At 74.0% G+C, this 23,916-nt stretch carries 19 protein-coding genes; 11 read left to right on the top strand and 8 right to left on the bottom strand.

The window, feature by feature from the left end:
- Positions 1 to 219 precede the first annotated feature (219 nt).
- The gene (locus ACFP3R_RS13370; protein WP_380635999.1) at positions 220 to 1,044 is read left to right on the top strand and encodes a hypothetical protein; all 825 of its coding nucleotides are present in this window, start codon (positions 220 to 222) and stop codon (positions 1,042 to 1,044) included.
- 306 nt (positions 1,045 to 1,350) lie between these two features.
- Here ACFP3R_RS13370 and ACFP3R_RS13365 read toward each other — a convergent pair whose 3' ends face one another.
- On the bottom strand, positions 1,351 to 1,818 hold the full coding sequence (locus tag ACFP3R_RS13365; RefSeq protein WP_380635997.1) for a cupin domain-containing protein: 468 nt from the start codon (positions 1,816 to 1,818) through the stop codon (positions 1,351 to 1,353).
- 74 nt (positions 1,819 to 1,892) lie between these two features.
- Here ACFP3R_RS13365 and ACFP3R_RS13360 point away from each other — a divergent pair, with 74 nt between their 5' ends.
- Positions 1,893 to 3,548: an FAD-binding dehydrogenase gene (locus ACFP3R_RS13360; protein ID WP_380635996.1), complete on the top strand. Its 1,656-nt coding sequence runs from the start codon at positions 1,893 to 1,895 to the stop codon at positions 3,546 to 3,548.
- Between the two features lie 243 nt (positions 3,549 to 3,791).
- On the opposite strand, the gene ACFP3R_RS13355 is transcribed toward ACFP3R_RS13360, so the two are convergent.
- Positions 3,792 to 6,524, bottom strand: a complete 2,733-nt coding sequence (locus ACFP3R_RS13355) for an AfsR/SARP family transcriptional regulator (protein ID WP_380635994.1) — start codon at positions 6,522 to 6,524, stop codon at positions 3,792 to 3,794.
- Positions 6,525 to 6,680: 156 nt separating this feature from the next.
- Between ACFP3R_RS13355 and ACFP3R_RS13350 the strand changes: the two genes are divergently transcribed.
- The 5 genes from ACFP3R_RS13350 to ACFP3R_RS13330 all read left to right on the top strand — a co-directional run bounded on the left by ACFP3R_RS13350 (position 6,681) and on the right by ACFP3R_RS13330 (position 12,995).
- Positions 6,681 to 7,097: a hypothetical protein gene (locus ACFP3R_RS13350; RefSeq protein WP_380635992.1), complete on the top strand. Its 417-nt coding sequence runs from the start codon at positions 6,681 to 6,683 to the stop codon at positions 7,095 to 7,097.
- A gap of 14 nt (positions 7,098 to 7,111) precedes the next feature.
- Positions 7,112 to 8,788: a PPE domain-containing protein gene (locus ACFP3R_RS13345; protein ID WP_380635990.1), complete on the top strand. Its 1,677-nt coding sequence runs from the start codon at positions 7,112 to 7,114 to the stop codon at positions 8,786 to 8,788.
- Positions 8,785 to 9,546: an ESX secretion-associated protein EspG gene (locus ACFP3R_RS13340; RefSeq protein WP_380635989.1), complete on the top strand. Its 762-nt coding sequence runs from the start codon at positions 8,785 to 8,787 to the stop codon at positions 9,544 to 9,546. The genes ACFP3R_RS13345 and ACFP3R_RS13340 overlap by 4 nt, the downstream gene beginning before the upstream one ends.
- A gap of 440 nt (positions 9,547 to 9,986) precedes the next feature.
- Positions 9,987 to 12,110 carry a putative bifunctional diguanylate cyclase/phosphodiesterase gene (locus ACFP3R_RS13335; RefSeq protein WP_380635987.1) on the top strand — a complete coding sequence of 708 codons (2,124 nt, stop codon included), beginning with the start codon at positions 9,987 to 9,989 and terminating at the stop codon, positions 12,108 to 12,110.
- Positions 12,111 to 12,155: 45 nt separating this feature from the next.
- Entirely contained in the window at positions 12,156 to 12,995 is an 840-nt protein-coding gene (locus tag ACFP3R_RS13330; RefSeq protein ID WP_380635985.1) for a S1C family serine protease, read from the top strand.
- A 217-nt stretch (positions 12,996 to 13,212) separates the two neighbouring features.
- Here the strand turns inward: ACFP3R_RS13330 and ACFP3R_RS13325 are convergent, their stop codons facing one another.
- Together ACFP3R_RS13325 and ACFP3R_RS13320 are read right to left on the bottom strand one after the other, a co-directional pair.
- Positions 13,213 to 14,439: a class I SAM-dependent methyltransferase gene (locus ACFP3R_RS13325; protein ID WP_380635983.1), complete on the bottom strand. Its 1,227-nt coding sequence runs from the start codon at positions 14,437 to 14,439 to the stop codon at positions 13,213 to 13,215.
- Positions 14,440 to 14,452: 13 nt separating this feature from the next.
- Positions 14,453 to 15,853, bottom strand: coding sequence for an FAD-binding oxidoreductase (locus ACFP3R_RS13320; protein WP_380635982.1), 1,401 nt, complete (start codon positions 15,851 to 15,853; stop codon positions 14,453 to 14,455).
- A 19-nt stretch (positions 15,854 to 15,872) separates the two neighbouring features.
- Between ACFP3R_RS13320 and ACFP3R_RS13315 the strand changes: the two genes are divergently transcribed.
- The 4 genes from ACFP3R_RS13315 to ACFP3R_RS13300 all read left to right on the top strand — a co-directional run bounded on the left by ACFP3R_RS13315 (position 15,873) and on the right by ACFP3R_RS13300 (position 19,525).
- Positions 15,873 to 17,465, top strand: a complete 1,593-nt coding sequence (locus ACFP3R_RS13315) for an acyl-CoA dehydrogenase family protein (RefSeq protein ID WP_380635981.1) — start codon at positions 15,873 to 15,875, stop codon at positions 17,463 to 17,465.
- Entirely contained in the window at positions 17,462 to 18,217 is a 756-nt protein-coding gene (locus ACFP3R_RS13310; RefSeq protein WP_380635979.1) for a crotonase/enoyl-CoA hydratase family protein, read from the top strand. Before ACFP3R_RS13315 ends, ACFP3R_RS13310 begins: the two co-directional genes overlap by 4 nt.
- A gap of 253 nt (positions 18,218 to 18,470) precedes the next feature.
- Complete coding sequence (locus ACFP3R_RS13305; RefSeq protein ID WP_380635977.1) at positions 18,471 to 19,343, top strand: helix-turn-helix domain-containing protein; 873 nt, start codon at positions 18,471 to 18,473, stop codon at positions 19,341 to 19,343.
- The gene (locus ACFP3R_RS13300; RefSeq protein ID WP_380635975.1) at positions 19,340 to 19,525 is read left to right on the top strand and encodes a DUF397 domain-containing protein; all 186 of its coding nucleotides are present in this window, start codon (positions 19,340 to 19,342) and stop codon (positions 19,523 to 19,525) included. The genes ACFP3R_RS13305 and ACFP3R_RS13300 overlap by 4 nt, the downstream gene beginning before the upstream one ends.
- A 4-nt stretch (positions 19,526 to 19,529) precedes the next feature.
- Here ACFP3R_RS13300 and ACFP3R_RS13295 read toward each other — a convergent pair whose 3' ends face one another.
- The 4 genes from ACFP3R_RS13295 to ACFP3R_RS13280 form a co-directional block, all read right to left on the bottom strand.
- Positions 19,530 to 19,946, bottom strand: a complete 417-nt coding sequence (locus ACFP3R_RS13295) for an Imm1 family immunity protein (RefSeq protein WP_380636138.1) — start codon at positions 19,944 to 19,946, stop codon at positions 19,530 to 19,532.
- Positions 19,947 to 19,948: 2 nt separating this feature from the next.
- Positions 19,949 to 20,665 (bottom strand): DddA-like double-stranded DNA deaminase toxin, encoded by a 717-nt coding sequence (locus ACFP3R_RS13290; protein ID WP_380635973.1) that lies wholly within the window; start codon positions 20,663 to 20,665, stop codon positions 19,949 to 19,951.
- A gap of 169 nt (positions 20,666 to 20,834) precedes the next feature.
- Positions 20,835 to 21,989 carry an acyl-CoA dehydrogenase family protein gene (locus tag ACFP3R_RS13285; protein ID WP_380635971.1) on the bottom strand — a complete coding sequence of 385 codons (1,155 nt, stop codon included), beginning with the start codon at positions 21,987 to 21,989 and terminating at the stop codon, positions 20,835 to 20,837.
- A 5-nt stretch (positions 21,990 to 21,994) separates the two neighbouring features.
- Positions 21,995 to 23,914, bottom strand: a complete 1,920-nt coding sequence (locus tag ACFP3R_RS13280) for an ATP-binding protein (protein ID WP_380635969.1) — start codon at positions 23,912 to 23,914, stop codon at positions 21,995 to 21,997.
- Positions 23,915 to 23,916: the final 2 nt, after the last annotated feature.

Genomic DNA, 23,916 nt, shown 5'->3' with positions numbered 1-23,916 from the left:
CATCCCCCCGGGTCTGTCCGGACAATCGGACGAACAGCGCAACAGTGAAGTCCACATTGGACTGGATGACCTCTTGCGCGAATGCGCGAAATGTGCCGCACAAGCCGAGGAGGGCCGCGACCCCTCCAGTCAAGAGCCAACCGGCCGGTGTGTCAACCAGTGTCAACGGTGAATTGTCGAATCACCCCCGCAATCAGTAACGAACCGCACATCAACTCGATGGCGAGCAGACTGGTCGGCATCGTGGACGTCGTGCCGATCGACCGGATAGCCGACGAGCTGTACGCGCTGCCGCCGGCGGGGTTCGTCGCGGCCCGCGACGCCCACGCCCGGCGGGCCGCCCGCCTCGGCGACCAGGCGCTGGCCCGCGAGATCGCCGCGCTGCGCAAGCCGACCGCGTCGGCGTGGGCGCTCAACTCGCTGGCCCGCGAGACCGACGTGCTGGTCGACCTGCTGGCGCTGGGCGAGGAGCTGCGGGCGGCGGAGGAGCTGCGCGGGAACGCGCTGCGGCAACTCGGCGCGCGCCGCCGGGTCACGCTCAACGCCCTGGCCCGGCAGGCCGAGGACCTGGCGCGCGCGGCGGGCCACCCGCTCGGGCCGGAGGCCGTGCGGCAGGTGCGCGCCACGCTGGTCGCGGCGTGCGCGGACCGCGTGCTGGCCGCCCGGATCCGGATCGGCCGGCTGGTCAGGCCGGTCGAGCGGGCGGCGTTCCCGCCGGTGGGGCCGGGTGCGGTCGGCGTGCGCGACGACCTCGCGCCCCGCGGCGAGCAGCGCCGGGAGCGGCAGCTGGCCAAGGCCCGCGGGGACGTCGACGCCGCCCGGTCCGACGCGCGGCGGGCGGAGGCGTCGCTGGCCGAGGCCGACCGGCTGCTGGACGAGCGGGCCGAGCACGCGGCGTCGCTGCGCGCCGAGCTCCAGCGGGCGCAGCGGGCCGAGCACGCGGCGGCGGTGGCCGCCGAGCGGGCCCGTCGCCGGGCGGACACCGCGCGGGACCGGCTCGCCCGGGCGCAGCGGCGGGTGACCGAACTGCGTGGTGACGCCTGACACCCCCCGGTCACCCGGGGAACAGCCGTTCGACACCGGCCGTTCTACCAGTGGTCGGCGCGGCGTGGACGCCGCACCGGACGTCAGGACCGCCGGGGTGCCTCCCCCCGTGCCCCGCGCGGCCCCTCTCCCCGAGGACGTTGCAGGTGCGCCCACGCACGCCCGACCGCCGTCGGCCGGACGGAACACCCCCTCACCGGACGGCCGGCGGCCCCGAACCCCCTCGTAGCGGTCGTGACCCCTCGCTCGGCCACCGCACCGGTAGTGGCCCCTCGCTCGGCCACCGCACCGGTCGTGACCCCTCGATCAGACCATGTACTGGTCGTGCCGGGCGTACAGCTCGGTCCACTCCTCCGGGGTGAGCCGCCGCCCGGACTCGCCGATCTCGGCCAGTTCCCGGAAGTACTCCTCGCGCGGCGGGCCGGGCGCGAACAGGATCAACATCGACGCGGGCTCGTCGGAATCGTTGCGGAAAGCGTGCACGCCCCGTTCCGGCACGTAGAGGAAATCGCCGGCGGTCGCCTCGACCCAGGTCTCGCCGTTGAACAACCGGACCGCGCCGGACAGCACGTAGAACGACTCGGAGAACGTCTTGTGGAAGTGCGCGGCCGGGCCGCCCGCGCGCGGGCGCATCCGCCACTCGAACAGACCGAACCGCCCCCCGGTCACGTCGCCGGTCCCCACCAGCCGCGCCCGCGTCAGCGGTCGGTCGATGGTCGGCACCGCGTCCACGGGTCGCCACACGGCGCCGACCTCACCCGATGCGTACGACACCGGCCCCCCTCTCCTCGAAAGTGAAATTTATTCAACTGTCTTGCGCGACGTGCGCCTCGATCTAGACTCGCCCGATGCCACAGGACGCGGATGTCATCGTCGTCGGCGCGGGTCTCGCGGGCCTGGTCGCCACCGCCGAGCTGGTCGACGCGGGCCGCCGGGTCATCCTGCTCGACCAGGAACCGGAGACCTCGTTCGGCGGGCAGGCGTTCTGGTCGTTCGGCGGGCTGTTCCTGGTCGACACGCCCGAGCAGCGGCGCCTGAAGGTCCGCGACTCGGCCGAGCTGGCGCTCCAGGACTGGCTGGGCTCGGCGGCGTTCGACCGCGAGTGCGACCACTGGCCCCGGCGGTGGGCCGAGGCGTACGTGCACTTCGCCGCGGGCGAGAAGCGGTCGTGGCTGCACGCGATGGGCGTCCGCTGGTTCCCGCTGGTGCAGTGGGCCGAGCGCGGCGGGTACCTGGCCGGCGGGCACGGCAACTCCGTGCCGCGGTTCCACGTCACCTGGGGCACCGGGCCCGGCATCGTGGCGCCGTTCGTGCGGCGGGTGCGCGCGGGCGTCGCGCGCGGCCTGGTCGACCTGCGGTTCCGGCACCGCGTGACCGGCCTGACCAGCACCGGCGGCGAGGTCGACGGCGTCAGCGGCTCCGTGCTGGAGCCCAGCGCGGTCGAGCGCGGCGAACCCAGCTCCCGCGCGGTCGTGGCGGACTTCGAGCTGCGCGCCCAGGCCGTGGTGATCACCTCCGGCGGCATCGGCGCCAACCACGAGGTGGTGCGCCGCAACTGGCCGGCCCGGCTCGGCACCCCGCCGGAGCACATGCTGTCCGGCGTGCCCGACCACGTGGACGGCGAGCTGCTCGGGGTCGTGCGGGACGCGGGCGGCGCCATCGTCAACGAGGACCGCATGTGGCACTACCCCGAGGGCATCGCCAACTACGCCCCGGTGTGGAGCCGCCACGGCATCCGCATCCTGCCCGGCCCGTCGTCGCTGTGGCTCGACGCCACCGGCCGGCGCCTGCCGGTGCCCCTGTTCCCGGGCTTCGACGCGCTGGGCGCGCTGGAGCACATCGTCAAGACCGGCCACGGCCACTCGTGGTTCGTGCTGAACAAGCGGATCATCGGCAAGGAGTTCGCGCTGTCGGGCTCGGAGCAGAACCCCGACCTGACCGGCAAGGACGTCAAGCTGGTGCTCAAGCGGGCCCTGCCCGGCGCGGTCGCGCCCGTCGAGGCGTTCGCCGAGCTGTCCGAGGAGTTCATCTTCGCCGACACCCCCGCCGAGCTGGCCGCCGGCATGAACCGGCTCGCCGGCACGTCCCTGATCGACGCCGACGAACTGCGGCGCACGATCGTGGAGCGCGACCGCCAGGTCATCTCCGGCCTGGGCAAGGACGCGCAGGTCAACGCCATGCGCGAGGCCCGCCGCTTCCTCACCGACAAGCTGATCCGGGTGGTCGAGCCCCACCCCCTGCTCGACCCGAAGGCCGGTCCCCTGATCGCCGTGCGCCTCTCCGTCCTGACCCGCAAGACCCTGGGCGGCCTGCACACCGACCTGGACGCCCGCGTCCTCACCCCGTCCGGCGACCCCCTGCCCAACGTCTACGCGGCCGGCGAAGCCGCGGGCTTCGGCGGCGGCGGCGTCCACGGCTACCGGGCCCTGGAGGGCACCTTCCTGGGCGGCTGCCTGTTCTCCGGCCGGGTAGCCGGCCGAGCAGCCGCCACAGCCACCGCCTGACCCAACCCACCCACTCACCCCAGGACTCCCGAACGTACAACACGCGGGTCCTGAACGTACGACTCACCCAACCTGAACGTACGACACGCGCGACCTGAACGTACGACACGCGCGACCTGAACGTACGACTCGCGCGACCTGAGTGTTCGACACGTGCGCGTGTCGTACGTTCGGGACCACCGTGTCGTACGTTCGGGACCCCCGAGTTCTACGTTCGGGACCCCCGAGTTGAGCGTTCGCGACTCACGGGCGGGTGGCCGGGGACAGCTTGCGCGCCAGGTCGTCGGCGTCGGCCAGGCGCAGGTCGCGGTACAGGTTGAACGCGGCCAGCCAGTGCGGGCGGGCGGCGTCCACGCCCTCCGACTGCTCCAGCACGTCGCCGATGGCCCGGTGGCACAGCGCCTCCTGGTACCGGTCGCCCAGGCTCGCCGCCAGCTCCAGCCCCGCCCGGTAGGACTCCAGCGCCTCGTCGGCCCGTCCCAGCTGCTGCGCCGCCGCCCCCAGCGTGTGCAGGGTCGCCGTGTGCGCCTTGGACGGGGCCGCCGGGAACAGGTCCAGCGCCTCGGTCGCGTGCCGCAGCGCCTCCTCCGGCTGGTGCTTGCGCAGCAGCACGTTCGCCAGGTTGTTGCGGATGTTCGCCTGCGTGCGGGCGTCACCCACCTCGCGGGCCACCTCCAGCGCCTCCAGGATCACCTCCTGCGCCCGGTCCAGCCGGTCGTCCGCCATGAGGCAGTACCCCAGGTTCGCCAGCGCGGCCAGCTCCAGGTTCCGGTCGCCGCCCGCCAGCGCCGCCGCGCGCGTGCACGCCGCGATCGCCTCGTCGATCCGCCCGAGGTCGGCCAGCGTCGACCCCAGGCGCAGCAGGAACGTCGCCTCCGCGTGCCCGTCCCCCAGCGACCGCGCCGCCGCCAGCCCGATCCGGCACAGCGCCAGCCGGTCCAGCCGGTTGCCGCGGCGGAAGTGGAACGCGTCCAGGCACAGCGCCAGCTGCCACGTCCGCTCGCGCTCGCCCGCGTTCACCGCGATGTCCAGCGCCAGCCCGAGGTTGGCCTCCTCCAGCGTGAACCAGTCCAGCGCCGCCGCGTGCGAGGACAGCTCCGGGAACGACGCGGGCCGGTGCGCCGGCGGCCCGAACGGCAGCACGTGGTCCGACAGGTGCGCCCGCGCCGAGTCCGCCACGTGCAGGTAGTAGTCCAGCAGCCGGTGCGCGGCGAGCTTGTTGTCCTTCCCCGACTCCGACGCCGCCAGGTGGTGGGTGAACAGCCGCACCAGGTCGTGCCGCGAGTACCGGTCCGGCGTGGACTCGTGCAGCAGGTTGGCGTAGGCCAGGGTCCGCAGGTGCGTCCGCGCGCTCACCACGTTGATGTCCAGCAGCGCCGCCGCCGCGTAGCTGTCCAGGTCCGTGCCGGGGTGCAGCCCCAGCCGCCGGAACAGCCGCGCCGCGCCCTCCGGCAGCTCCCGGTAGCTCACCGCCAGCGCCGCGTGCACCCCGCGCCCCGCCTCGGGCAGCGACAGCGCCGACAGTCGCCCCTGCTCGTCGCGCAGCTCGTCCACCAGCGACTGGATCGTCCACCGCGGCCGGGACGCCAGCCGCGCGCCCGCGATCCGCAGCGCCAGCGGCAGCCGGTCGCACAGCTCGCACAGCTCGGCCACCGCCTCCGGCTCCTGCTCGATCCGCGGCCGCCCCAGCAGCGCCGCCAGCAGGTGCTCCGCGCTCTCCTCCGGCAACGTCGGCACGTGCAGCGAGGACGCGCCCTCGGTCACCACGAGGTCGTCCAGCCGGTGCCGCGAGGTGACCAGCACCAGGCACCGCGCCGAGCCGGGCAGCAGCGGCCGGACCTGCTCGGCCGACCGGGCGTTGTCCAGCAGCACCAGCACCCGCCGCCCGGCCAGCAGCGACCGGTACTGCGCGGCCTGGTCCTCCAGGTCCGCCGCGATCTGCGAGTCCGTCAGCCCCAGCGCGCGCAGGAACCCGACCAGCGCGGTTCGCGGGTCCAGCGGCTCGGTCTCGTCGAACCCGCGCAGGTTGACGAACAGCTGCCCGTCCGGGAAGTCGCCCGCCACCCGGTGCGCCCAGTGCAGCGCCAACGCGGTCTTGCCGACCCCGGCCGGGCCCACCAGCAGCCCGATCGCCGAGTCCTGCCCCATCAGGCTCTCACGCAGGTCCGACAGCTCCAGCTCCCGGCCCACGAACCCGCGGTGCTCGCGCGGGAGCTGGGCGGGGGCGCGGTTCACCGGCGCCCGCGGCGGCACGGCGGCACCGCCCAGCACGACCTGGTAGGCGTCGCGCAGCTCCGGCCCCGGGTCCACGCCCAGCTCCTCGGCCAGCCGCTCCCGCGTCCGGTGGAACAGCTCCAGCGCCTCGGCCTGCCGCCCGGTCCCGTGCAGGGCCAGCACCAGCCGCGCCACCAGGGCCTCGCGCAGCGGGTCGGCCGCCACCTCGTCGCGCAGGGCGGGCACCGCCTCTGCCGCCCGGTCCAGCCGGAACAGCCGCGTCGCCAGGTCCTGCACGGCCCCCAGCCGTCGCTCCTCCAACCGCGCCGACACCGCCTCGCGCAGCTGCTCGCCGGGCACGTCGGCCAGCACCGGCCCGCGCCACAGCGCCAACGCCTCCCGCAGCAGGTCGACGGCCCGCTCGTCGGCCACGTCCCGCGCGCGCGCCACCAGGTCCTCGAACCGGAACGCGTCCACCGCGTCCCGCGAGCCGGTCAGCGCGTAACCGGGAGCACGCGTGACGAGCGCTACACCCCCGGTCAAGACCTTCCGGAGTTGGGCGATATGTCCCTGGAGGGCGGCTTTGGCCTGCGGCGGGGGTGAGCCGTCCCACACCAGGTCGAGGAGGCGGTCACCGGACACCACCCGGTTGAGCTCCAGCGCGAGGGCCGCCAGCACGGTCCTGCGCTTCGCCGCTCCCAGTCGAACCGGCTCCCCACCTGCGGAAACCAGCTCCACCGGGCCGAGCAGGTTCACCCGCATCCTGCAACCTTTCGGGGCAGTCACCTTGTGATCGATGAGTTTCGCACAGTGGCCGCGGCAGCCCTGACCGGCGCGTTGGCCCCGCGTTGGCCGGGCGTTGGAGCTCGGCGCGACCGTGTGTTCCGTCCAGAAGGCTGCCTTCGCGAGGGATTGACGATGTACATCGCCGAAGACGGGGGCGAGCAGGCCCCGCCGCGGGAGGCCCCGACCCTCGACAGCAAGGTCGTGGCCCTCCAGGAGACCGTGAACTCCGGGCGGGTGTCGCTCGACCCCGCCACGGGCGAGGAACTGCGCCGGATGCTCCTGGAGCAGATCGACCAGGTCGACTCGTGGCTGGAGCGGGCCGGCCGCCTCGCCCGCCCCGCGCCGCTGGGCGCCAACCCCGTCGGCGACAAGATGGCCCACAAGTTCGAGATCCGGGCCGACGGCGACCCCCGGTCGTTCGTGGCCGTGATGACCGCCTACCGCGAGGTGTTGCAGCAGACGCACGACTCGGTGCGCAGCGCCATCCGCAACTTCACGGCGGCCGACGAGGAGCACGAGGTCGAGATGAAGCGGCTGAGCGGGAACTGAGAGGACCGGCGGAGATGACGAAGCTGCAGGCCGAGGAGATCGACCTGGTCCTGACCGAGACGCAGAACTGGGCGTCCCGGTCCCACCGCGAGCTGTACGAGGCGGTGCACAACAACAACGACCCCGGTCAGACCGGCGAGATCGGCTCGGAGTGGGGCCAGTTCGGCACCGAGCTGACCGAGTCGGCGCGGCTGATCAACGAGCGGGTCGCGCTGAGCGAGTCCGGCTGGACCGGCGACGCCGCGGACGCCGCGCGCGGGGCCCTCAAGAAGCTCGCCGACTGGGTCACCGACACCGCGGCGACCGCCGTCGAGGTGGGCAAGCGGGTCCAGGACCAGAGCCACATCATGGAGAACGCGCGGGCGAGCATGCCCGAGCCGGTCGACTTCAACTGGGACCAGGCGGCCGGGACGTTCACCGCGGGCGGCATCCAGGGGCTGGCGAGCTCGGCCGCCGACGTGCAGGCGGCCAACGAGCAGGCGCGGGCGCTGCACGAGCACGCCGTGACCGTGATGAACACGATGGAGCACGAGTCGCGGGGCGTCGACCAGGGCACGCCCCTGTTCACCCCGCCGTTCAACCCGGTGACCGGGCGGACCGAGGAGCCCCGGCTCGCGCTGGCGGCCACCTCGGTGTCGGGGCCGGTGCTGGGTGACGCGACGGCGGTCAGCGCCTACTCGTCGGGCGGTGGCGGTGGCGCGGCGACGGCACCGTCCGGCTACGCGGCGACGACCACGCCCGCGGCGCCGCTGACGCCGGCCGCGTCCTACACGGCCCCCGCGCCGACCGGCGGCTCGTACGCGACGGCGGCCGCGGCCCTCGGGATGCCCCCGGCCATCTCCCGGCCCGAGGGCACCACGGCGGCCGCGGCGGCGGCCCGGGTGCCGGTGGCCCACCCGTACAACCCGGCGGGCTACACCGCGCCCTCGGGCGGCGGGTACACCGCTCCGGGCGGGTACACCGCGCCCGGCGGCTACACCCCCGGCTACACCACCCCCGGCTACACCACCCCCGGCTACACCACCCCCGGCTACACCCCGTCGGGCAGCGGGTACGTGCCGCCGTCCAGCGGGGGCGGCTACGTGCCGCCGTACCAGCCGGCGAACCCGAACACCGCGCCCAAGCAGGGTGGCGGCACCCTGCCGCCCGGCGTGAAGCCGCCCGCCTACGTCCCGGCCGGCAGCCCCGGCACGCCCCCGGTGACCGGTCCCGGCCGCGTGCCGGTGGGCGGTGTGCCCGGCTTCGGGCCGACGGGTGGCGGTTTCGGACCGACCGGGTCCGGCGGCGCGGGCGGCTTCGGCGGTGGTGGCGGCGGAGCCGGTGGGTTCGGCGGCGGCGCGGGCGGCGCCGTCGGCGGCGGTGCCGGCGGGTTCGGCCCGACCGGGTCGGGCGGCGCCGGTGGCACGGGCGGTTCCCTCGCGGCCGGCGGCTCGACGGGCACGGCCGGGCCCGGCGCGCCCCGCGGACCGGTGCCCGGCTTCGGTCCCGGCGCGGCAAGCGCGGCGGCGTCCCCGATGGCCGGTGGCGCGCCCATGGGCGGCGCCCCCGCCGGCGGCGGTCAGGACGAGGACAAGGAGCACCGCGCCGCGGCGTACATCCGGGGCGAGGACATCTTCGAGGTGCCCGGCGAGAACCTGCCCCCGTCGGTGATCGGCGGCGCGAAGCCGCGCAAGAAGGGCGAGCAGGCGTGATCGAGCCCGAGTTCCTGCTGACGCCGCGGGAGCTGGACGCGCTGTGGCACCACCTCCGGCTGGGCCGGCTGCCCTACCCGCTGGACGTGCCGGTCCCCGGGTCCACCGAGGAGGAGCGCGAGCACCTGCGGGGCCAGGCGCTGGCCGGGTACGGCGAGCCCGCACCGCGGCTGGTCGAGCTGCTGCGGCTGCTGGCGGAGCACGAGGTGGCCGTCGACGCGGTGGCCCACGTGGACCGGGCGGTGCGGGCGGTGGCCGTGGCGGGCGGTGAGCTGGGCGCGATGGCGGTGATCGACAGCGGGTCGATCGGCGTGCTGGGCATCCGGCCGACGGCGCTGGCCCGGTCCATCGTGGACGTGCTGCCGGGCGGGTCGGCGGGGCCGGGCAGCGCCCTGTCGCTGCGGCTGGAGACGCTGCACGAGGCCGTGGCGCTCCAGGACGAGCAGGACGACGACGAGGACGACCCGTGGGGCGGCGGTGAGCTGGACGAGCGCGAGGCGCTCCAGAAGGCGGGACTGTCGCGCGAGGACGCGACCGCGGTCAGCGAGCTGGCCGCGAGCCGGGTCGCGGGCGGCCAGTTCGGCGTCAGCGTGGCCGGCGGCTACCGGCGCACCCGGGCGGGCACCCTGATCACGTGGTTCGACACCCACCAGGGCCGCTACCTGATGGTGCACGAGGACGGCTGGCTCAGCCTCGCCCCCACCGACAACGACCGGATCGCCACCCGGATCGCCTCGGTCCTCGCCGCGGTCGCCTGACCTCGGGACACCCTCCTCCAGGGCCCCCGGACCCCCGTGGTCCGGGGGCCCTGGGCGTTGCCGGGTCCGGGGGTCCTGAACGTGTAGTTCGGGGGTCCTGGACGTACGACACGGCGGGCCTGGACGTACGACTCGCGCGGCCGGGGGTGGTGGGGAACGCCGCAAAACGTTCCAAGAAGCGTTCAGGTCCGACGGGGGTCCAATTCCTCCGGGGACGGGAACGATGGGGTGTTTGGGCTGCTCCGGGGGTGTGACGCGGTCGTCTTGTGCATGTTCGGGCGGGTGACACTAAGCTGAATCGCGCCCTACGGTCTGCCATTGCACCATTCGAGTGAAGAATGACCGGAAATGCGCACGTCGGCTTATCGCGGTGCCCCATCGCGCGGCAGGTCGACACCCAGGATGTCCCCTCTACGACGGGCCCGCAGAGCTGAATGAAGATGGTCGAAGAGGCAGGCGCGGCAAGACCGGGTGACGAGTCCGGCGACGACCGGGGCGAGTTCGCCCGGCGGTGGGCCGCCACCATCGGTTCGACCGTGGTGGCCGACCTCCGGCGTCCCCGGCTGGAGGCGTTGCTCGCCGGGTTCACCACCGACCTGCACACCGCGCTGAGGCACGACGGCCCCGCGACCGCGGCGCAGCGGGCGGGCCGCGCGATGGTCGAGCACGGCCTGCGGTCCGCGTCCACGCTGGAGCGCTCGCTCGCGTTCGTCGGCGACCACCTGCTGGACCACTTCGGACTGCCCGCCGACCGGGCGAAGCGGCTGATGGGCGTGCTGGCCGCGTTCGCCGCCGGGTTCGCCGACGGCCTGCGCGTGCACACCCTCGACGAGCAGGAGCAGAGCCAGACCCGCGCGCTGCGGCTCACCCGGTCGGCCGAGGCGAAGCTGCGGGCCAGCGAGGCCAAGTTCCGCGCGGTGTTCCGGACCTCGCCCGCGGCCATCGCGGTCACCGGCCTCGGCGGCGAGCTGCTGGACTGCAACACCGCCATGCTGGACATGCTCGGCCGCGGCGCCGAGGAGCTGGCCGGGACCACCAGCCGCGCCCTCGTGCACCCCGACGACCAGGCGGCGCTGACCCGGCTGGCCGAACGGCTGAGGACCGACGACCGCGACCAGGTGCACGCGGAGCTGCGGCTGCTGGGCGGCGACGGCGAGCCGGTCACCGCGCTGGTCTCGATCGCCCTGGTGCGCGACGACGAGGACGAGCCCGCCTACTACGTGGCCGTGCTGGAGGACCTGGACGAGGTGCGGGCGCTCCAGGCGCGGCTGCTGCACCAGAGCCTGCACGACGTGCAGACCGGCCTGGCCAACCGCGGCCAGTTCGTCGGCTGGCTGGAGAACGCGGTCGGCACCAGGGGCCCGGCGGCGCTCGCGCTGGTCGTGTTCGACCTGGACGGGTTCCGGGTGGTCAACGACGCGTTCGGGCACGAGGTCGGCAACCGGGTGCTCAGCGCCGCGGCCGCGCACCTGCGGTCGGTGTTCGGCGAGGTCGGGCAGCTGGCCCGGATCGGGCCGGACGAGTTCGGCGTGCTGATCCGCGACCCGGTCGACGTGCCCGCGGTGGTGACGTACGCCGAGGAGGCGCTGGACCTGCTCGCCGAGCCGGTGTGGGTGGAGGAGGACGGCATCGGCGTGACCGCCAGCGTCGGCATCGTGGTGCGGGCGGCGCGCGGCGCGGACGCGACGGAGCTGATGCGGTGCGTCGACGTGACCGTGCGGTGGGCGAAGGAGGACGGCAAGGCGCAGTGGGCGCTCTACGACCCCGAGCGCGACCGGCGGGAGCGGACCCCGATGCGGCTGGCCGCGTCCGTCGCGGGCGGGCTGGAGCAGGGCGACTTCCGGGTCGACTACGAGCCGGTGCGCTCGTCGGCGGACCGGTCGCTGCTGGCCGTGGAGGCGCGGCTGCGCTGGGAGCACCCCGCCGAGGGCCCGGTCGACCCGCTGGAGCTGGGCCCGCTGGTCGCCGGCACCGGCATGGCCGCGCGGCTGGGCGCGTGGGCGCTGGAGCAGGCGTGCCACGACGCCGGCCGCTGGCACGCGGAGCTCGGCGCGGCGGCGCCCGTGCTGACCATGAACCTGACCGCGCGGCAGTGCCAGGAGCCGGAGCTGGTGGCCGAGGTGCGCCGGGTGCTGCGGGAGAGCGGTCTGCCCGCGTCCGGGCTTCGGTTGGAGCTGGACGAGGTGCTGCTCGGCCGGCTGGGTGAGGAGCAGTTGGAGGAGCTGGCCATCCTCACCGAGCACGGCGTGGGGCTGGCGCTCGACCGGGTGGGCAACGCCAACCACGGCATCGACCGGCTGCGCCGGCTGCCGCTGTGCGGGCTCAAGTTCGAGGGCGCGCCGATGCGCGGGATCACCGCGGACGCGACCCCGATGGACGAGGACGCGACCGCGGCGCTGCTGTCGTGGGCGCGGACCCTGGGCCTCCCCCTGCACGCGGCGGGCGTGCGCACGGAGGACGAGGTGGCGCGGCTGGCCGGGCTGGGCGTGTCCGGTGTGCAGGGGCCGCTGTTCGGCGAGCCGCTGTCGGCGGACGGGGTCGCCGCGATTCTTGGCAAGTCCTGACCCGGGGCTCAGCCTGCTCACAGGACGCGGGGCGAACCTGGGTGCATGGCAGAGGAATTCCCCGCGGTGAGCGGGTCGTTGGTGGAGCAGCGGGCGCCGTTCTGGCGGCGCACCGGGACGGTGGTGACCTCGGCGGCGCTGGCCGCCGCGCTGTTCGGCGGGGTCACCGGTGGCGTGGTCGGCGCCCTCAACGCGCCGGACGCGACCACGGCCGCGGTCAGCAGCCCGGCGGCGCTGCGGACCGGCGCCCCGTCCACGTCGGACGTCTCGTCGATCGCCGCGCGGGTGCTGCCCAGCGTGGTGCAGGTCAACGTGACCACCGACCAGGGCGAGGGCCTGGGCTCCGGCGTGGTGCTCAGCGGTGACGGGCGAATCCTGACCAACAACCACGTGGTCGCCGGGGCCCGCCAGGTCACCGTGACGCTGGCCGACGGGCGGACCGTCGACGCCTCGGTGCTGGGCAGCGACGCGTCCAGCGACCTGGCGGTGCTGCGGGCGGAGGGCGTGAGCGGCCTGACCCCGGCCGTGTTCGCCGACTCCGACCAGGTGAGGATCGGTGACCAGGTGGTGGCCATCGGCTCGCCGGAGGGTCTCCAGGGCACCGTGACCTCGGGCATCGTCAGCGCCCTGGACCGCACGGTGACCGTCCCGGCGACCACCGGCCGCCGCGACGCGGCCGTGAGCTACCAGGCGATCCAGACCGACGCCTCGATCAACCCCGGCAACTCGGGCGGCCCGCTGGTGAACGCGGCGGGCGAGGTCGTCGGCATCAACTCGGCGATCTACTCGCCCGCGGCGGACAGCGGTCAGGCGGGCAGCGTGGGCATCGGCTTCGCGATCCCGTCGAACGAGGTGCAGCAGATCATCGGGCAGCTCACCGCCTGATGGTGGGTGGGGAGTGGGCGGTGGGTGGTGGGACCAGCGGGCGCTCAAGGGCGGTGAACCCTTGAGCGCCCCGGCAGTGTTCGGCTGTTCGGGCCTTCGCGCTCGGACCCGCGCAGCCGGAGCCATGCGGCCGGACGCACACGGCCAGACCAGGACGGCCAGACCCGCGCGGCCGATCTTCAGTGCTCAGCCCTCCGGCCCAAGCTCCCTCGCCCGATCACCAGTCCGGCCGCAGGGGCATGTGCGCGTCCGTGCCGTCGAGCTTCACACCCAGCACCTGGTGCAGCTGGATGTTGTTGCGGTCGAACCCCAGCCGGGACGCCGCCAGGTACAGGCGCCACACCCGGGCGCGGGCCAGGCCCACCTCGGCCACCGCCTCGTCCCAGTGCTCGTCCAGGTTCCGCGACCACGCCGCCAGGGTCAGGGCGTAGTGCTCGCGCAGGTTCTCCTCGTGCCGCACCTCCAGGCCGGTGTCGTGCATGAGCGACACGAGGTGGCCGGGACCGACCAGCTCGCCGTCCGGGAACACGTACCGGTTGATGAAGCCGCCGGTCCGGGCGGGCTGCCGGTTGTCCGGCCGGGTGATGCAGTGGTTCAGCAGCCGGCCGCCGGGGCGCAGCTTCCGGTTCAGGGACCGGAAGTACGCGGGCAGCTTGGCCTTGCCGATGTGCTCGGTGAGGCCGATGGAGCTGACCGCGTCGAACCCGTCCTCGCGCACGTCCCGGTAGTCCAGGTGCCGCACCTCGGCCAGGTCGGACAGGCCCGCCTCGGCGATGGCCTTGCGCGCCCACTCCGCCTGGTTGCGCGACAGCGTCACGCCCAGCGCCCGCACGCCGTACTCGCGGGCCGCGTGCAGGACCATCCCGCCCCAGCCGCAGCCCACGTCCAGCAGCCGCATCCCGGGCTCCAGCCCCAGCTTGCGCGCCACCAGGTCGTGCTTGGCGAACTGCGCCTGCTCCACAGTGGACCCCGGGGTCGGGTACACCGCGCACGTGTAGGCCATGGAGGGCCCGAGCAGCCACTCGTAGAACTTGTTCGACACGTCGTAGTGGTGGGCGATCGCCTCGCGGTCCCGCGACCTGGAGTGCCGCAGCCCGTGCAACCGCCGCTCCTGCGGTGGCGGCTCGACCCGCGTCCCCAGCCTGGCCCGCCCCAGGGTGGCCAGCAGCTCCACCCGCTGCCCCCACGGCACCTCCCGCAGCGACAGCTCCGACAGGCGCGTCAGCGCCCCGTACACGTCACCGATGATCTCCAGGTGCCCGGTCACGTACGCGCGGGCCAGGCCCAGCTCCCCGGGTGCCGATGCCAGGTAGGACAGCGCCTGCGGGGTGCGCACCTCGATGCGCACGCCCGCGTCCGCGGGTCCCGCCCGGCTGCCGTCGTACGCGCTGAAGCCGACGTCCCTCCCGCCGACCGCACGCTGGAACACCTCAGCCAACCGCACGACCACGCTCCTCTCATCCACGCAGAACGCACTTGGCGTACAGGTCCGGCAGCCGCCCGTCCGGGTCGTAGCGCTCCTTGAGCCGCCGGTACGCCGGCCCGTCGTAGAGGTCCCAGAACTCCCGCTCCCCGTAGTAGGAGTCGGAGTACAGCGACTTGTGCCCGCCCAACCGGGTGACCTCGGCCTCGATGAGCCGGTTGCGGCTGCCCAGCTCCTCGTCCGGGCGCAGCGGCACCGTCGACCAGAAGCCGACGTTGACGTAGAGCACGTCCGGGTCCATCGGGTACAGCGGCCAGCCGGCCCGGTCGCGGAGCCGGATCGGGCACAGCCACACGGGGCTGATGCCGATCTCGCGGTGGAAGAAGTCCAGGAACTCCGCCAGCCGGTCCACCGGGATCTCCACGTCCTGGATCACCGGCTCCTCCACCGCCTTGCCCAGCCGGGCGGAGAAGCGGTGCCGCCGGTCCCACGCCACCACCCGGCGGTAGACGTCCGAGCGCAGGTAGCGCTTGGGCACCAGTCGCCGGACCAGCGGGTGCTGCACGCCGAACGCCCGCGAGCACCAGAACCAGTCGGTGTCCCACCGCCACAGGTAGTCGCGCGCGGTCAGGTAGTCGGTGCGCCGGGCCTGGATCGACCGGTAGTAGATCCGGTTGCCGGTGTAGTCCGAGGTCCACGGCGCGGTGCCGGTCCAGTTGCCCAGGGTCAGGTACTGCTCCCCCGCCGAGAACACCGTGCCGTCCACGAAGTCGACCGGTTCGCCCAGGTAGGCGCCCTCCGCGCAGATCGCGGAGATCACCCGGGCGCACTCGGCGGCGTCCCCGAACGGCACGTGCCGCAGCCGCACGTACGGCGAGACCGGTTCCAGCTCGATGTCCAGCCGCAGCGCGTAGCCGAGGGTGCCGTAGGAGTTCGGGAACCCCCGGAACAGGTCGTCGCCCGGTTTGACCACCTCGACGGCGCCCTCGCCGGTCATGACCTCCAGTTCGCGCACCGACTCGTGCGGCAGGCCGTTGCGGAACGAGCTCGACTCGATGCCGAGGCCCGCCACCGCCCCGCCCAGCGTGATGGTCTTGAGCTGCGGCACGACCAGCGGCATCAGGCCGTGCGGCAGGGTCGCGTCGACCAGGTCCTCGTAGGTCGTCATGCCCTGGACCCGCGCGGTGCGGGCCTCGCGGTCGACGGACAGCACCCGGTTGAACCGGTGCACGTCGAGCCCGCCGGGTTGGTCGTCGCGGAACCGGAACAGGTTCGACGTCGACTTGGCGAGGCGCACGGGTGCGCCCGCCGGGATCGCCGCGTACTGACCGCGCAGCGCGGCCACCGCCCCTTCGTGATCGCTCACCGGATCGACGGTAGGCCGGAACCGCAAGATCAGCACCCCCGACTTTCCAGGGTCCACGAAGTTACCCATCAGTAGTACCCTGACGGGCATGACGCGCGTCACGCACGAGGTGACCAACCAGGTCCCGCCGCTGGAGGGCCACGACGTCTCGGCCGACCCGGCGCTGCTGGACGGCCTGCACCGGGGCGGCGCGGGCTGGGCCGAGCCGGAGCTGCGCGAGCTGGGCCTGCTGGCGGGCACCGCCGAGGTCCAGGAGCTGGGCCGGCTGGCCAACACCCACTCGCCCGTGCTGCACACCCACGACCGGTACGGGCACCGGGTGGACGAGGTCGAGTTCCACCCGGCCTGGCACCGGTTGATGACCACCGCCGTGCGCCACGGCCTGCACGCCACGCCGTGGCGCGACGACCGACCCGGCGCGCACGTGGCACGGGCCGCGAAGTTCTACGCGTGGAGCCAGGCCGAGGCCGGGCACGGGTGCCCCATCTCGATGACCTACGCCGCCGTGCCCGCGCTGCGCGCCGCCCCGGGACTGGCCGCCCGGTTCGAGCCCCTGCTGGCCTCGCGCGAGTACGACTTCGGCCTGCGCGCCCCCGAGGGTAAGCGCGGCCTCATCGCGGGCATGTCGATGACCGAGAAGCAGGGCGGCTCGGACGTGCGCGCGAACACCACCCGCGCCGTGCCGAACGGCGACGGGTACCTGCTGACCGGGCACAAGTGGTTCACCTCGGCCCCGATGTCCGACGTGTTCCTGACGCTGGCGCAGGCGCCGGGCGGCCTGTCCTGCTTCCTGGTGCCGCGCGTGCTGCCGGACGGCACGCGCAACGCCGTGTTCCTCCAGCGCCTGAAGGACAAGCTGGGCAACAGGTCCAACGCCTCGGCCGAGATCGAGTACGACGAGGCGGTCGGTTGGCTGGTCGGCGAGGAGGGCCGGGGCGTGCGGACCATCATCGAGATGGTCAACAGCACCCGCCTGGACTGCGTCATCGGCACGGCCGCCGGGATGAGGGCGGGGCTGACCCGGGCCGCGCACCACGCGGCGCACCGCACCGCGTTCGGCGCCCCGCTGGTCGACCAGCCCGCGATGCGCAACGTGCTGGCCGACCTCGCCGTGGAGTCGGAGGCGGCGACCACGGCGGCGCTGTGGCTGGCGGGCAGCCGCAGCCGGCTCGGCCTGGCGGTGACCAAGTACTGGGTCTGCAAGCGCGGCCCGGCGCACGCGGCCGAGGCGCTGGAGTGCCTGGGCGGCAACGGGTACGTCGAGGACTCCGGGATGCCCCGGCTGTTCCGCGAGTCGCCGCTGATGTCCATCTGGGAGGGATCGGGCAACGTGGCGGCGCTGGACGTGCTGCGGGTGCTCGGGCGCTCCCCCGACGCGGTGGCCGGGTTCCTCGCCGAACTGGACGCCGCCCACGGCGCCGACCCCCGGCTGGACGGGGTCGTGGCGGAGCTCAAGGACGAGCTGGCCGACACCGGGGACCTGGAGGTCCGGGCGCGCAGGCTGGTGGAGCGGATGGCGTTGGCGTTGCAGGGTTCGCTGCTGGTGCGGTTCGGGCACCCGGCGGTGGCGGACGCGTTCTGCGCCTCCCGCCTGGCCGGGGACCGGGGCGCGGCGTTCGGCACGCTGCCGCGCGGGGTCGACTTCGGGGCGATCGTGGAGCGGGGGCTGCCCAAGCTGTGAGCGCCGTGCGCGTGGAGCGCTCGGGACCGGTGTTCACGGTCCTGCTGAACCGCCCGGCCGCCCGGAACGCGGTCGACGGGCCGACCGCGCACACCCTGACCGAGGTGTTCCGCGAGTTCGACGAGGACCCGTCCGCGTCGGTGGCCGTGCTGCACGGCGAGGGCGGCACGTTCTGCTCGGGGGCCGACCTCAAGGCGGTGGGCACCGAGCGCGGCAACGACCCGATGTCGGACTCCGGACCGATGGGCCCCACCAGGTTGCGGTTGTCGAAGCCGGTGATCGCCGCCGTGGCGGGCCACGCCGTGGCGGGCGGCCTGGAGCTGGCCCTGTGGTGCGACCTGCGGGTCGCGGACGAGGACGCGGTGTTCGGCGTGTTCTGCCGGCGCTGGGGCGTGCCCCTGGTCGACGGCGGGACGGTGCGGCTGCCGAGGCTCATCGGGACCTCGCGGGCGTTGGACCTGGTCCTGACCGGCCGGCCGGTGCACTCCGGCGAGGCGTTGCGGATCGGGTTGGCGAACCGGGTCGTGCCCAACGGCACCTGCCGGGCGGCGGCCGAGGAGCTGGCCGCGCAGATCGCCGGGTTCCCCCAGGCGTGCCTGCGGCAGGACCGGTTGTCGGTGCTGGAGCAGGAGGGCCTGTCGGAGGAGGCCGCGCTGGCCAACGAACGGGACCACGGGGTGGTGTCGTTGCGGGAGGTCGAGGGTGGTCTGCGGCGGTTCCTGGCGGGCGAGGGCAGGCACGGGCGGTTCTAGGCGGTGCCCCGGGCGGCACCGCCTTCCTCCGCCGGTGTGGCGGGATCTTCGGTCGTGGTGGGGGCTACGGGTCGTGGCCGGGCGGCCGTTGGTGGCCGGGCGGCCGTTGGTCCTGCGGGGGCTTCGGGTCTTGCGGTGTGGGGTCATGTTTCAAAGTTATGGTCATAGTTATCATCACGCCAGGTATCTATCGGGTGACTTTTCGCTACGCTATGTCCCGTCGACCGACCAGCGCGGAACTCCAGGGTGGGACATGGCCAGCGGACCGACCTCCAGCACGGTCCAGGCGTGGGAACTGGGCCTGCGCCTCCGCGAGCACCGCGAGCGGCTCGGCCTGACCGCCGCGTCTGTAGCCAGGACCACCGGGATCGGCAGCACGAACCTGTCGGTGATGGAGTCGGGCAAGCGCAGGCTGACCGCCGCCAAGCTGCGCGACCTGGTGGAGGTCTACCGCCTGGACGACGCGGAGCGCCGGGAGCTGGAGGAGCTGCGCGAGCAGGCCGACCAGCGGGAGTGGTGGTACGACTACGCGTACCTGTTCCCGGAGGACTTCGTCCGGCTGCTCGGCCTGGAGGCGGGCGCCGACCGGATCTCCGAGTTCGCCCCCGACATCGTCCCGGGCCTGTTGCAGACGGCCGACTACGCGCGGGCGGTCATGCGTGCCGGGACCCCCTACACGAGGCCGGTCGACATCGGCCCGCGCCTGGAGACGCGCCTCGCCCGGCAGGCCCGGCTGGTGGGCACCTACGCGCTGAAGCTCGACGTCCTGCTGGGTGAGGCCGCGCTGCGGCAGGTGGTCGGCGGGCCCGAGGTCATGCGCGGGCAGCTCGCGCACCTGCTGCACGTCATCGCCAAGCGGCCGGACCACGTCCGCGTCCGCGTCATGCCCTTCAGCGCGGGCGCCCACCCGCTGCTGGGCGCGGCGCTGCGGATCATGTCGTTCCCGTCCGAACGCCTGCGCGACCTCGTGTACCAGGAGACGGCGATCAGCGGTGCCGTCATCGACAAGCGGCAGGTGATACTCGAATCGACCGCGAGCTTCGCCGAGGCGTTCGACCGGGCGCTGGACGAGGACGGGTCGCGCCGGTTCATCGGGGACGTCCGCGAGGAGGTGGAGCGGCTGTGACGCGGGAGTGGGTCAGGAGCAGCTACAGCACCGCGTCCGGCGAGTGCGTCGAGGTGCGGTTCGGGGGCGGGGTCGTGCGGGTCCGGGACAGCAAGGACGGGGAGCGCGGGCCGGTGATCAGCCTGGGTCCGGGGTGGGGCGCGTTCGTGCGCGGTGTGCGCGACGGGCGGTTCCGGGGGTAGCGGACTAACCGCGGTCTTCCTGCCAGGTGACGCAACCGGGTCGCCGGCCGCCCGTGGTCAGCAGCTCCCACATGGCCTCGCGCACGGTGTCCAACGGCACCTCGGCATCCGCCGGGAAGTCGTGCCTGACCCCGAAGTACGTGAAGACCACCTCTTCGGGGCCGGTCCGCTCACCTCTGCTGAACCAATCACCGTCACCGGCGTAGCGCAGCGCCCCCATGCCGGTCCGGGGGTCGGCACCGATGATCAACTCGTGGTCCGGGTCGGCCTCGCTCCCCTCGACGACGGCGTAGACCGCCGCGGCGGTGTACTCCCACCCGGCGGAGAGCACCTGGTCGACGAAGTCCGCGATGTCCTCCCGGGTGCGCAGCAGGCTCACCCCGGCATCGTGCCGGTAGGTCGCTTCCAGGACGTGCCCCATGCTCACGGTGTCCTTCCCCGGTAGGTGGTGATACCGCCCGGCCACTGAACCACGAGGCTCTGGCCCGGGCGCAAGATACGCGGCAAGAGCCGGTCGCACGACCAGCGGCCCTCGTTGCAGGGCCGGTTGTTCACGAACAGGGTGACCGCCCGTTGACCGGTTCCCCGGAGGAGGACGGCCAACTTGACCTCGACGTGGTCCGCCGTCGCGAGCGCGCCGCGCGGGGGACCGATGCCCAAGCGTTTCAGCTCCTCCACGGCGCGCCGGCCCAGGTCGTCCCGACCGCTCGTGATCTGCTCGCGCTCCCGGCCCTGGTCGTCCACCCAGATCCCGCGCGTCTTGTCGGTGGTCCTGCTGCGCACGGGCAGCTTCGACAGCACCGCCTGCGGATCGGCCCCGGTCACGGCGGGCTCGGGCGCGACAGGCTCGGGCTCGGGACCGGCCGGCCTCGCGAGCCCCTCCCCCTCCAACCGGTTCGCCATCGCCGTGGCGAGGTGCTGGATCCCGGTCAACGCCCCCAGGAGGTCGGAGATGCCCTCGGCCGCCTCCCCGAACCGCCCCGCCACCTGCCGGAACCCGTCCCGGCCACTGCCGTCGCCCGCCCGCTCGACCAGCGACCGCGCTTCCTCGGCGGCCTCCAGGGCATCGGCCAACCGCGCGAACGGCAGCAGGTCGAGCACCTGCCCCAGCGCGGCCACCACCCGGCCGATGCTCGCCACCCGGACCCCCTGACCACGGCCACCCGAGCGTGGCACCGGCCGTGGCAGGTGGGTAGGGATCACCCGGTGGAACAACCCGGTGGAGTGATAACTCCACCGGGTGCGGACCGGTGGTACCGGGCCGGCCCCAACCCGGGCCGACCCCAACCCGGGCCACCCCCAACCCGGGCTACCCCAGCCCCAGCTCCCGGGCGATCAGCATCTTCTGGACCTCGCTGGTCCCCTCACCGATCTCCAGGATCTTCGCGTCCCGGTAGAACCGCCCCACCGGGTACTCGTTCATGAACCCGTACCCGCCGAAGACCTGCGTCGCCTCGCGCGCGTTGTCCATCGCCGCCTCCGAGGACACCAGCTTCGCGATCGCCGCCTCCCGCTTGAACGGCTCGCCGCGCAGCATCTTCGACGCCGCGTGGTAGTACGCCAGCCTCGCGGTGTGGGTGCGCACCTCCATCTCCGCGATCTTGAACTGGATGGCCTGGTACTCCCCGATCTTGCGGCCGAACGCCTCCCGCTCCCCCACGTACCGCAGGCACTCGTCCACGCAGCCCTGCGCCAACCCCACCCCGATCGCGGCGATGGCGATCCGGCCCTCGTCCAGGGTCTGGAGGAACTGCGCGTACCCGCGCCCGCGCTCGCCGACCAGGTTCGCCGCCGGCACGCGGCAGTCCTGGAACGCCAGCTCGCGCGTGTCCGAGGCGTTCCACCCGACCTTGGAGTACTTGCGCGACACGGTGAACCCGGGCGTGCCGGACGGCACCAGGATCGCCGAGATCTCCGGCTTGCCGTTCTCCCGCCGCCCGGTCACCGCCGCGACCGTGACCAGGCCGGTGATGTCCGTGCCCGAGTTGGTGATGAACGCCTTGGTGCCGTTGACCACCCACTCGTCGCCGTCGAGGCGGGCGGTGGTGCGCAGCGCGCCCGCGTCCGACCCGCCACCCGGCTCGGTCAGCCCGAACGCGCCCAGCACCTCGCCGGCCGCCAGCCGGGGCAGCCAGGTGGCCTTCTGCTCGTCGGAGCCGAACCGGTGGATCGGCATCGCGCCCAGCGACACCCCGGCCTCCAGCGTGATCGCCACCGACGAGTCGACCCGCGCCAGCTCCTCCAGCGCCAGGCACAGCGCGAAGTAGTCCCCGCCCATGCCCCCGTGCTCCTCGGGGAGCGGCAGGCCGAACAGGCCCATCCGCCCCATCTTGGCGACGATCTCGTACGGGAACTCCTCGCGCTCGTAGAACCCGCCGATCACGGGCGCGACCTCGGCGCGCGCGAACTCCTCGACGGTCTTGCGCAGCGCCTCGTGGTCCTCGTCAAGACGGAAGTCCAACATCGTTCTCACTCCTGGTGGGGCACGACGACGGCAAGGGGTTGGTCCAGCGCGACCCGGTCGCCCGCCTGGACCCGAACTTCGGCGAGCACGCCGGCCACGGGTGCCGTGACGGTGTGCTCCATCTTCATCGCTTCGACCACGAACAGCGGTTGACCCGCGGCGACCTCGTCACCGGCGGACGCGCGCACCACCAGCACCGTGCCCGGCATGGGGCTGGTCACCGGCCCGCCGGCGCCTCCGGCGGCGGTCGCGGCGACCTCGGACGGCCGGGTCTCGGTCAGCGCCCACGAGCACCCGTCCGCGCCGAGCCACAGCACGTCCCCGGACCTGGCCACCGCGTACCGCCGACCGCCGACGACCAGGGCGCCGTCCTCGACGGAAGCCTTGAGCCGCACCGGTTCCGCGCCGTCCACCGACACCTCGTCGCCGCGCACGCGCACCGGCACGCCGTCGATCAGCCACGTGGTCCACGCGTGCTCACCGACCCGCCAGCCGTCGCCCCGCGCCCAGGGGTCGTCCCCGCCGCGCAGCGACAGCTGCCGCTCCAGCGCCGCCGCGGCCAGCACCTCGTCCGGCCGCCGGACCTCGACCAGCCGGTCCAGCTCGCGCTCGACCAGCCCGGTGTCCAGCGCGCCGGACCGCACGTCCGGGTGCCGCAGCAGGGCCCGCAGGAACGGGATGTTCGTCGTCACGCCCAGCAGCACCACCCGCCCGAGCGCGGCGTCCAGCCGGCGCAGCGCCTCCTCGCGGGTGTCGCCGGCCGCGATCACCTTGGCCAGCATGGGGTCGTAGTCGCTGCCGACGGTCAACCCGACCCGCAGCGCCGAGTCGACCCGCACGTCCGCGGGCTCCTCCAGCGCCAGCACGGTGCCGCCGGTCGGCAGGAACCCGCGCGCCGGGTCCTCCGCGTAGACCCGCGCCTCCACCGCGTGCCGGGTGAAGGCCACCTCGCCGAGCCGGAGGTGCTCGCCCGCCGCGACGCGCAGCTGCTGCTCGACCAGGTCCACGCCGGTCGCCAGCTCGGTGACCGGGTGCTCGACCTGGAGCCGGGTGTTCATCTCCATGAAGAAGTAGTCGCCGGAGGCGCCGTCGACGATGAACTCCACGGTGCCCGCGCCGACGTACCCGACGGACCGCGCCGCCTCCACCGCCGCCCGGCCCATCGCCTCCCGCACGGGGGGCGTGAGCAGCGGTGACGGCGCCTCCTCGATGATCTTCTGGTGCCGCCGCTGGAGGCTGCACTCCCGCTCGCCGAGGTGGACGACCGCGCCGTGCGCGTCGGCCAGCACCTGGATCTCGATGTGCCGGGGGTTGCCGACGAACCGCTCGATGAGCAGCGCGTCGTCCCCGAACGACCCGCGCGCCTCGCGCCGCGCCGACTCGATCGCGTCCCGCAGCGCGCCCGGCTCGCGGACCAGCCGCATCCCCTTGCCGCCGCCGCCCGCGGAGGGCTTGAGCAGCACCGGGAACCCGATCTCACCGGCCGCGTCGACCAGGTCGTCGTCGGTCATGCCGACCTCGGTGCGGCCGGGCACCACGGGCACGCCGGCCGCCGCGACGGTCAGCTTGGCGCGGATCTTGTCGCCCATCGCCTCGATCGCCTCGGCGGGCGGGCCGATGAACACCAGCCCGGCCTTGTCGCAGGCGCGGGCGAACTCGGCGTTCTCGGCCAGGAAGCCGTAGCCGGGGTGCACGGCCCGCGCGCCGGTCGACAGCGCGGCCTCCACGACCCGCTCGATCGAGAGGTAGCTCTCCCGGGCCGACGCCGGGCCGAGCCGCACCGACTCGTCGGCCAGCCGCACGTGCAGGGCGTCGGCGTCGGCGTCGCTGTGGACCGCGACCGACCGGATGCCGAACCGGCGCAGCGCGCGGATCACCCGCACCGCGATCTCGCCTCGGTTGGCCACCAGAACGGACTCGAACATCG

It is taken from the genome of Saccharothrix lopnurensis (assembly GCF_042658445.1).
Taxonomy (GTDB): domain Bacteria; phylum Actinomycetota; class Actinomycetes; order Mycobacteriales; family Pseudonocardiaceae; genus Actinosynnema; species Actinosynnema lopnurensis.
This window is presented reverse-complemented; position numbering and strand designations above follow the sequence as displayed.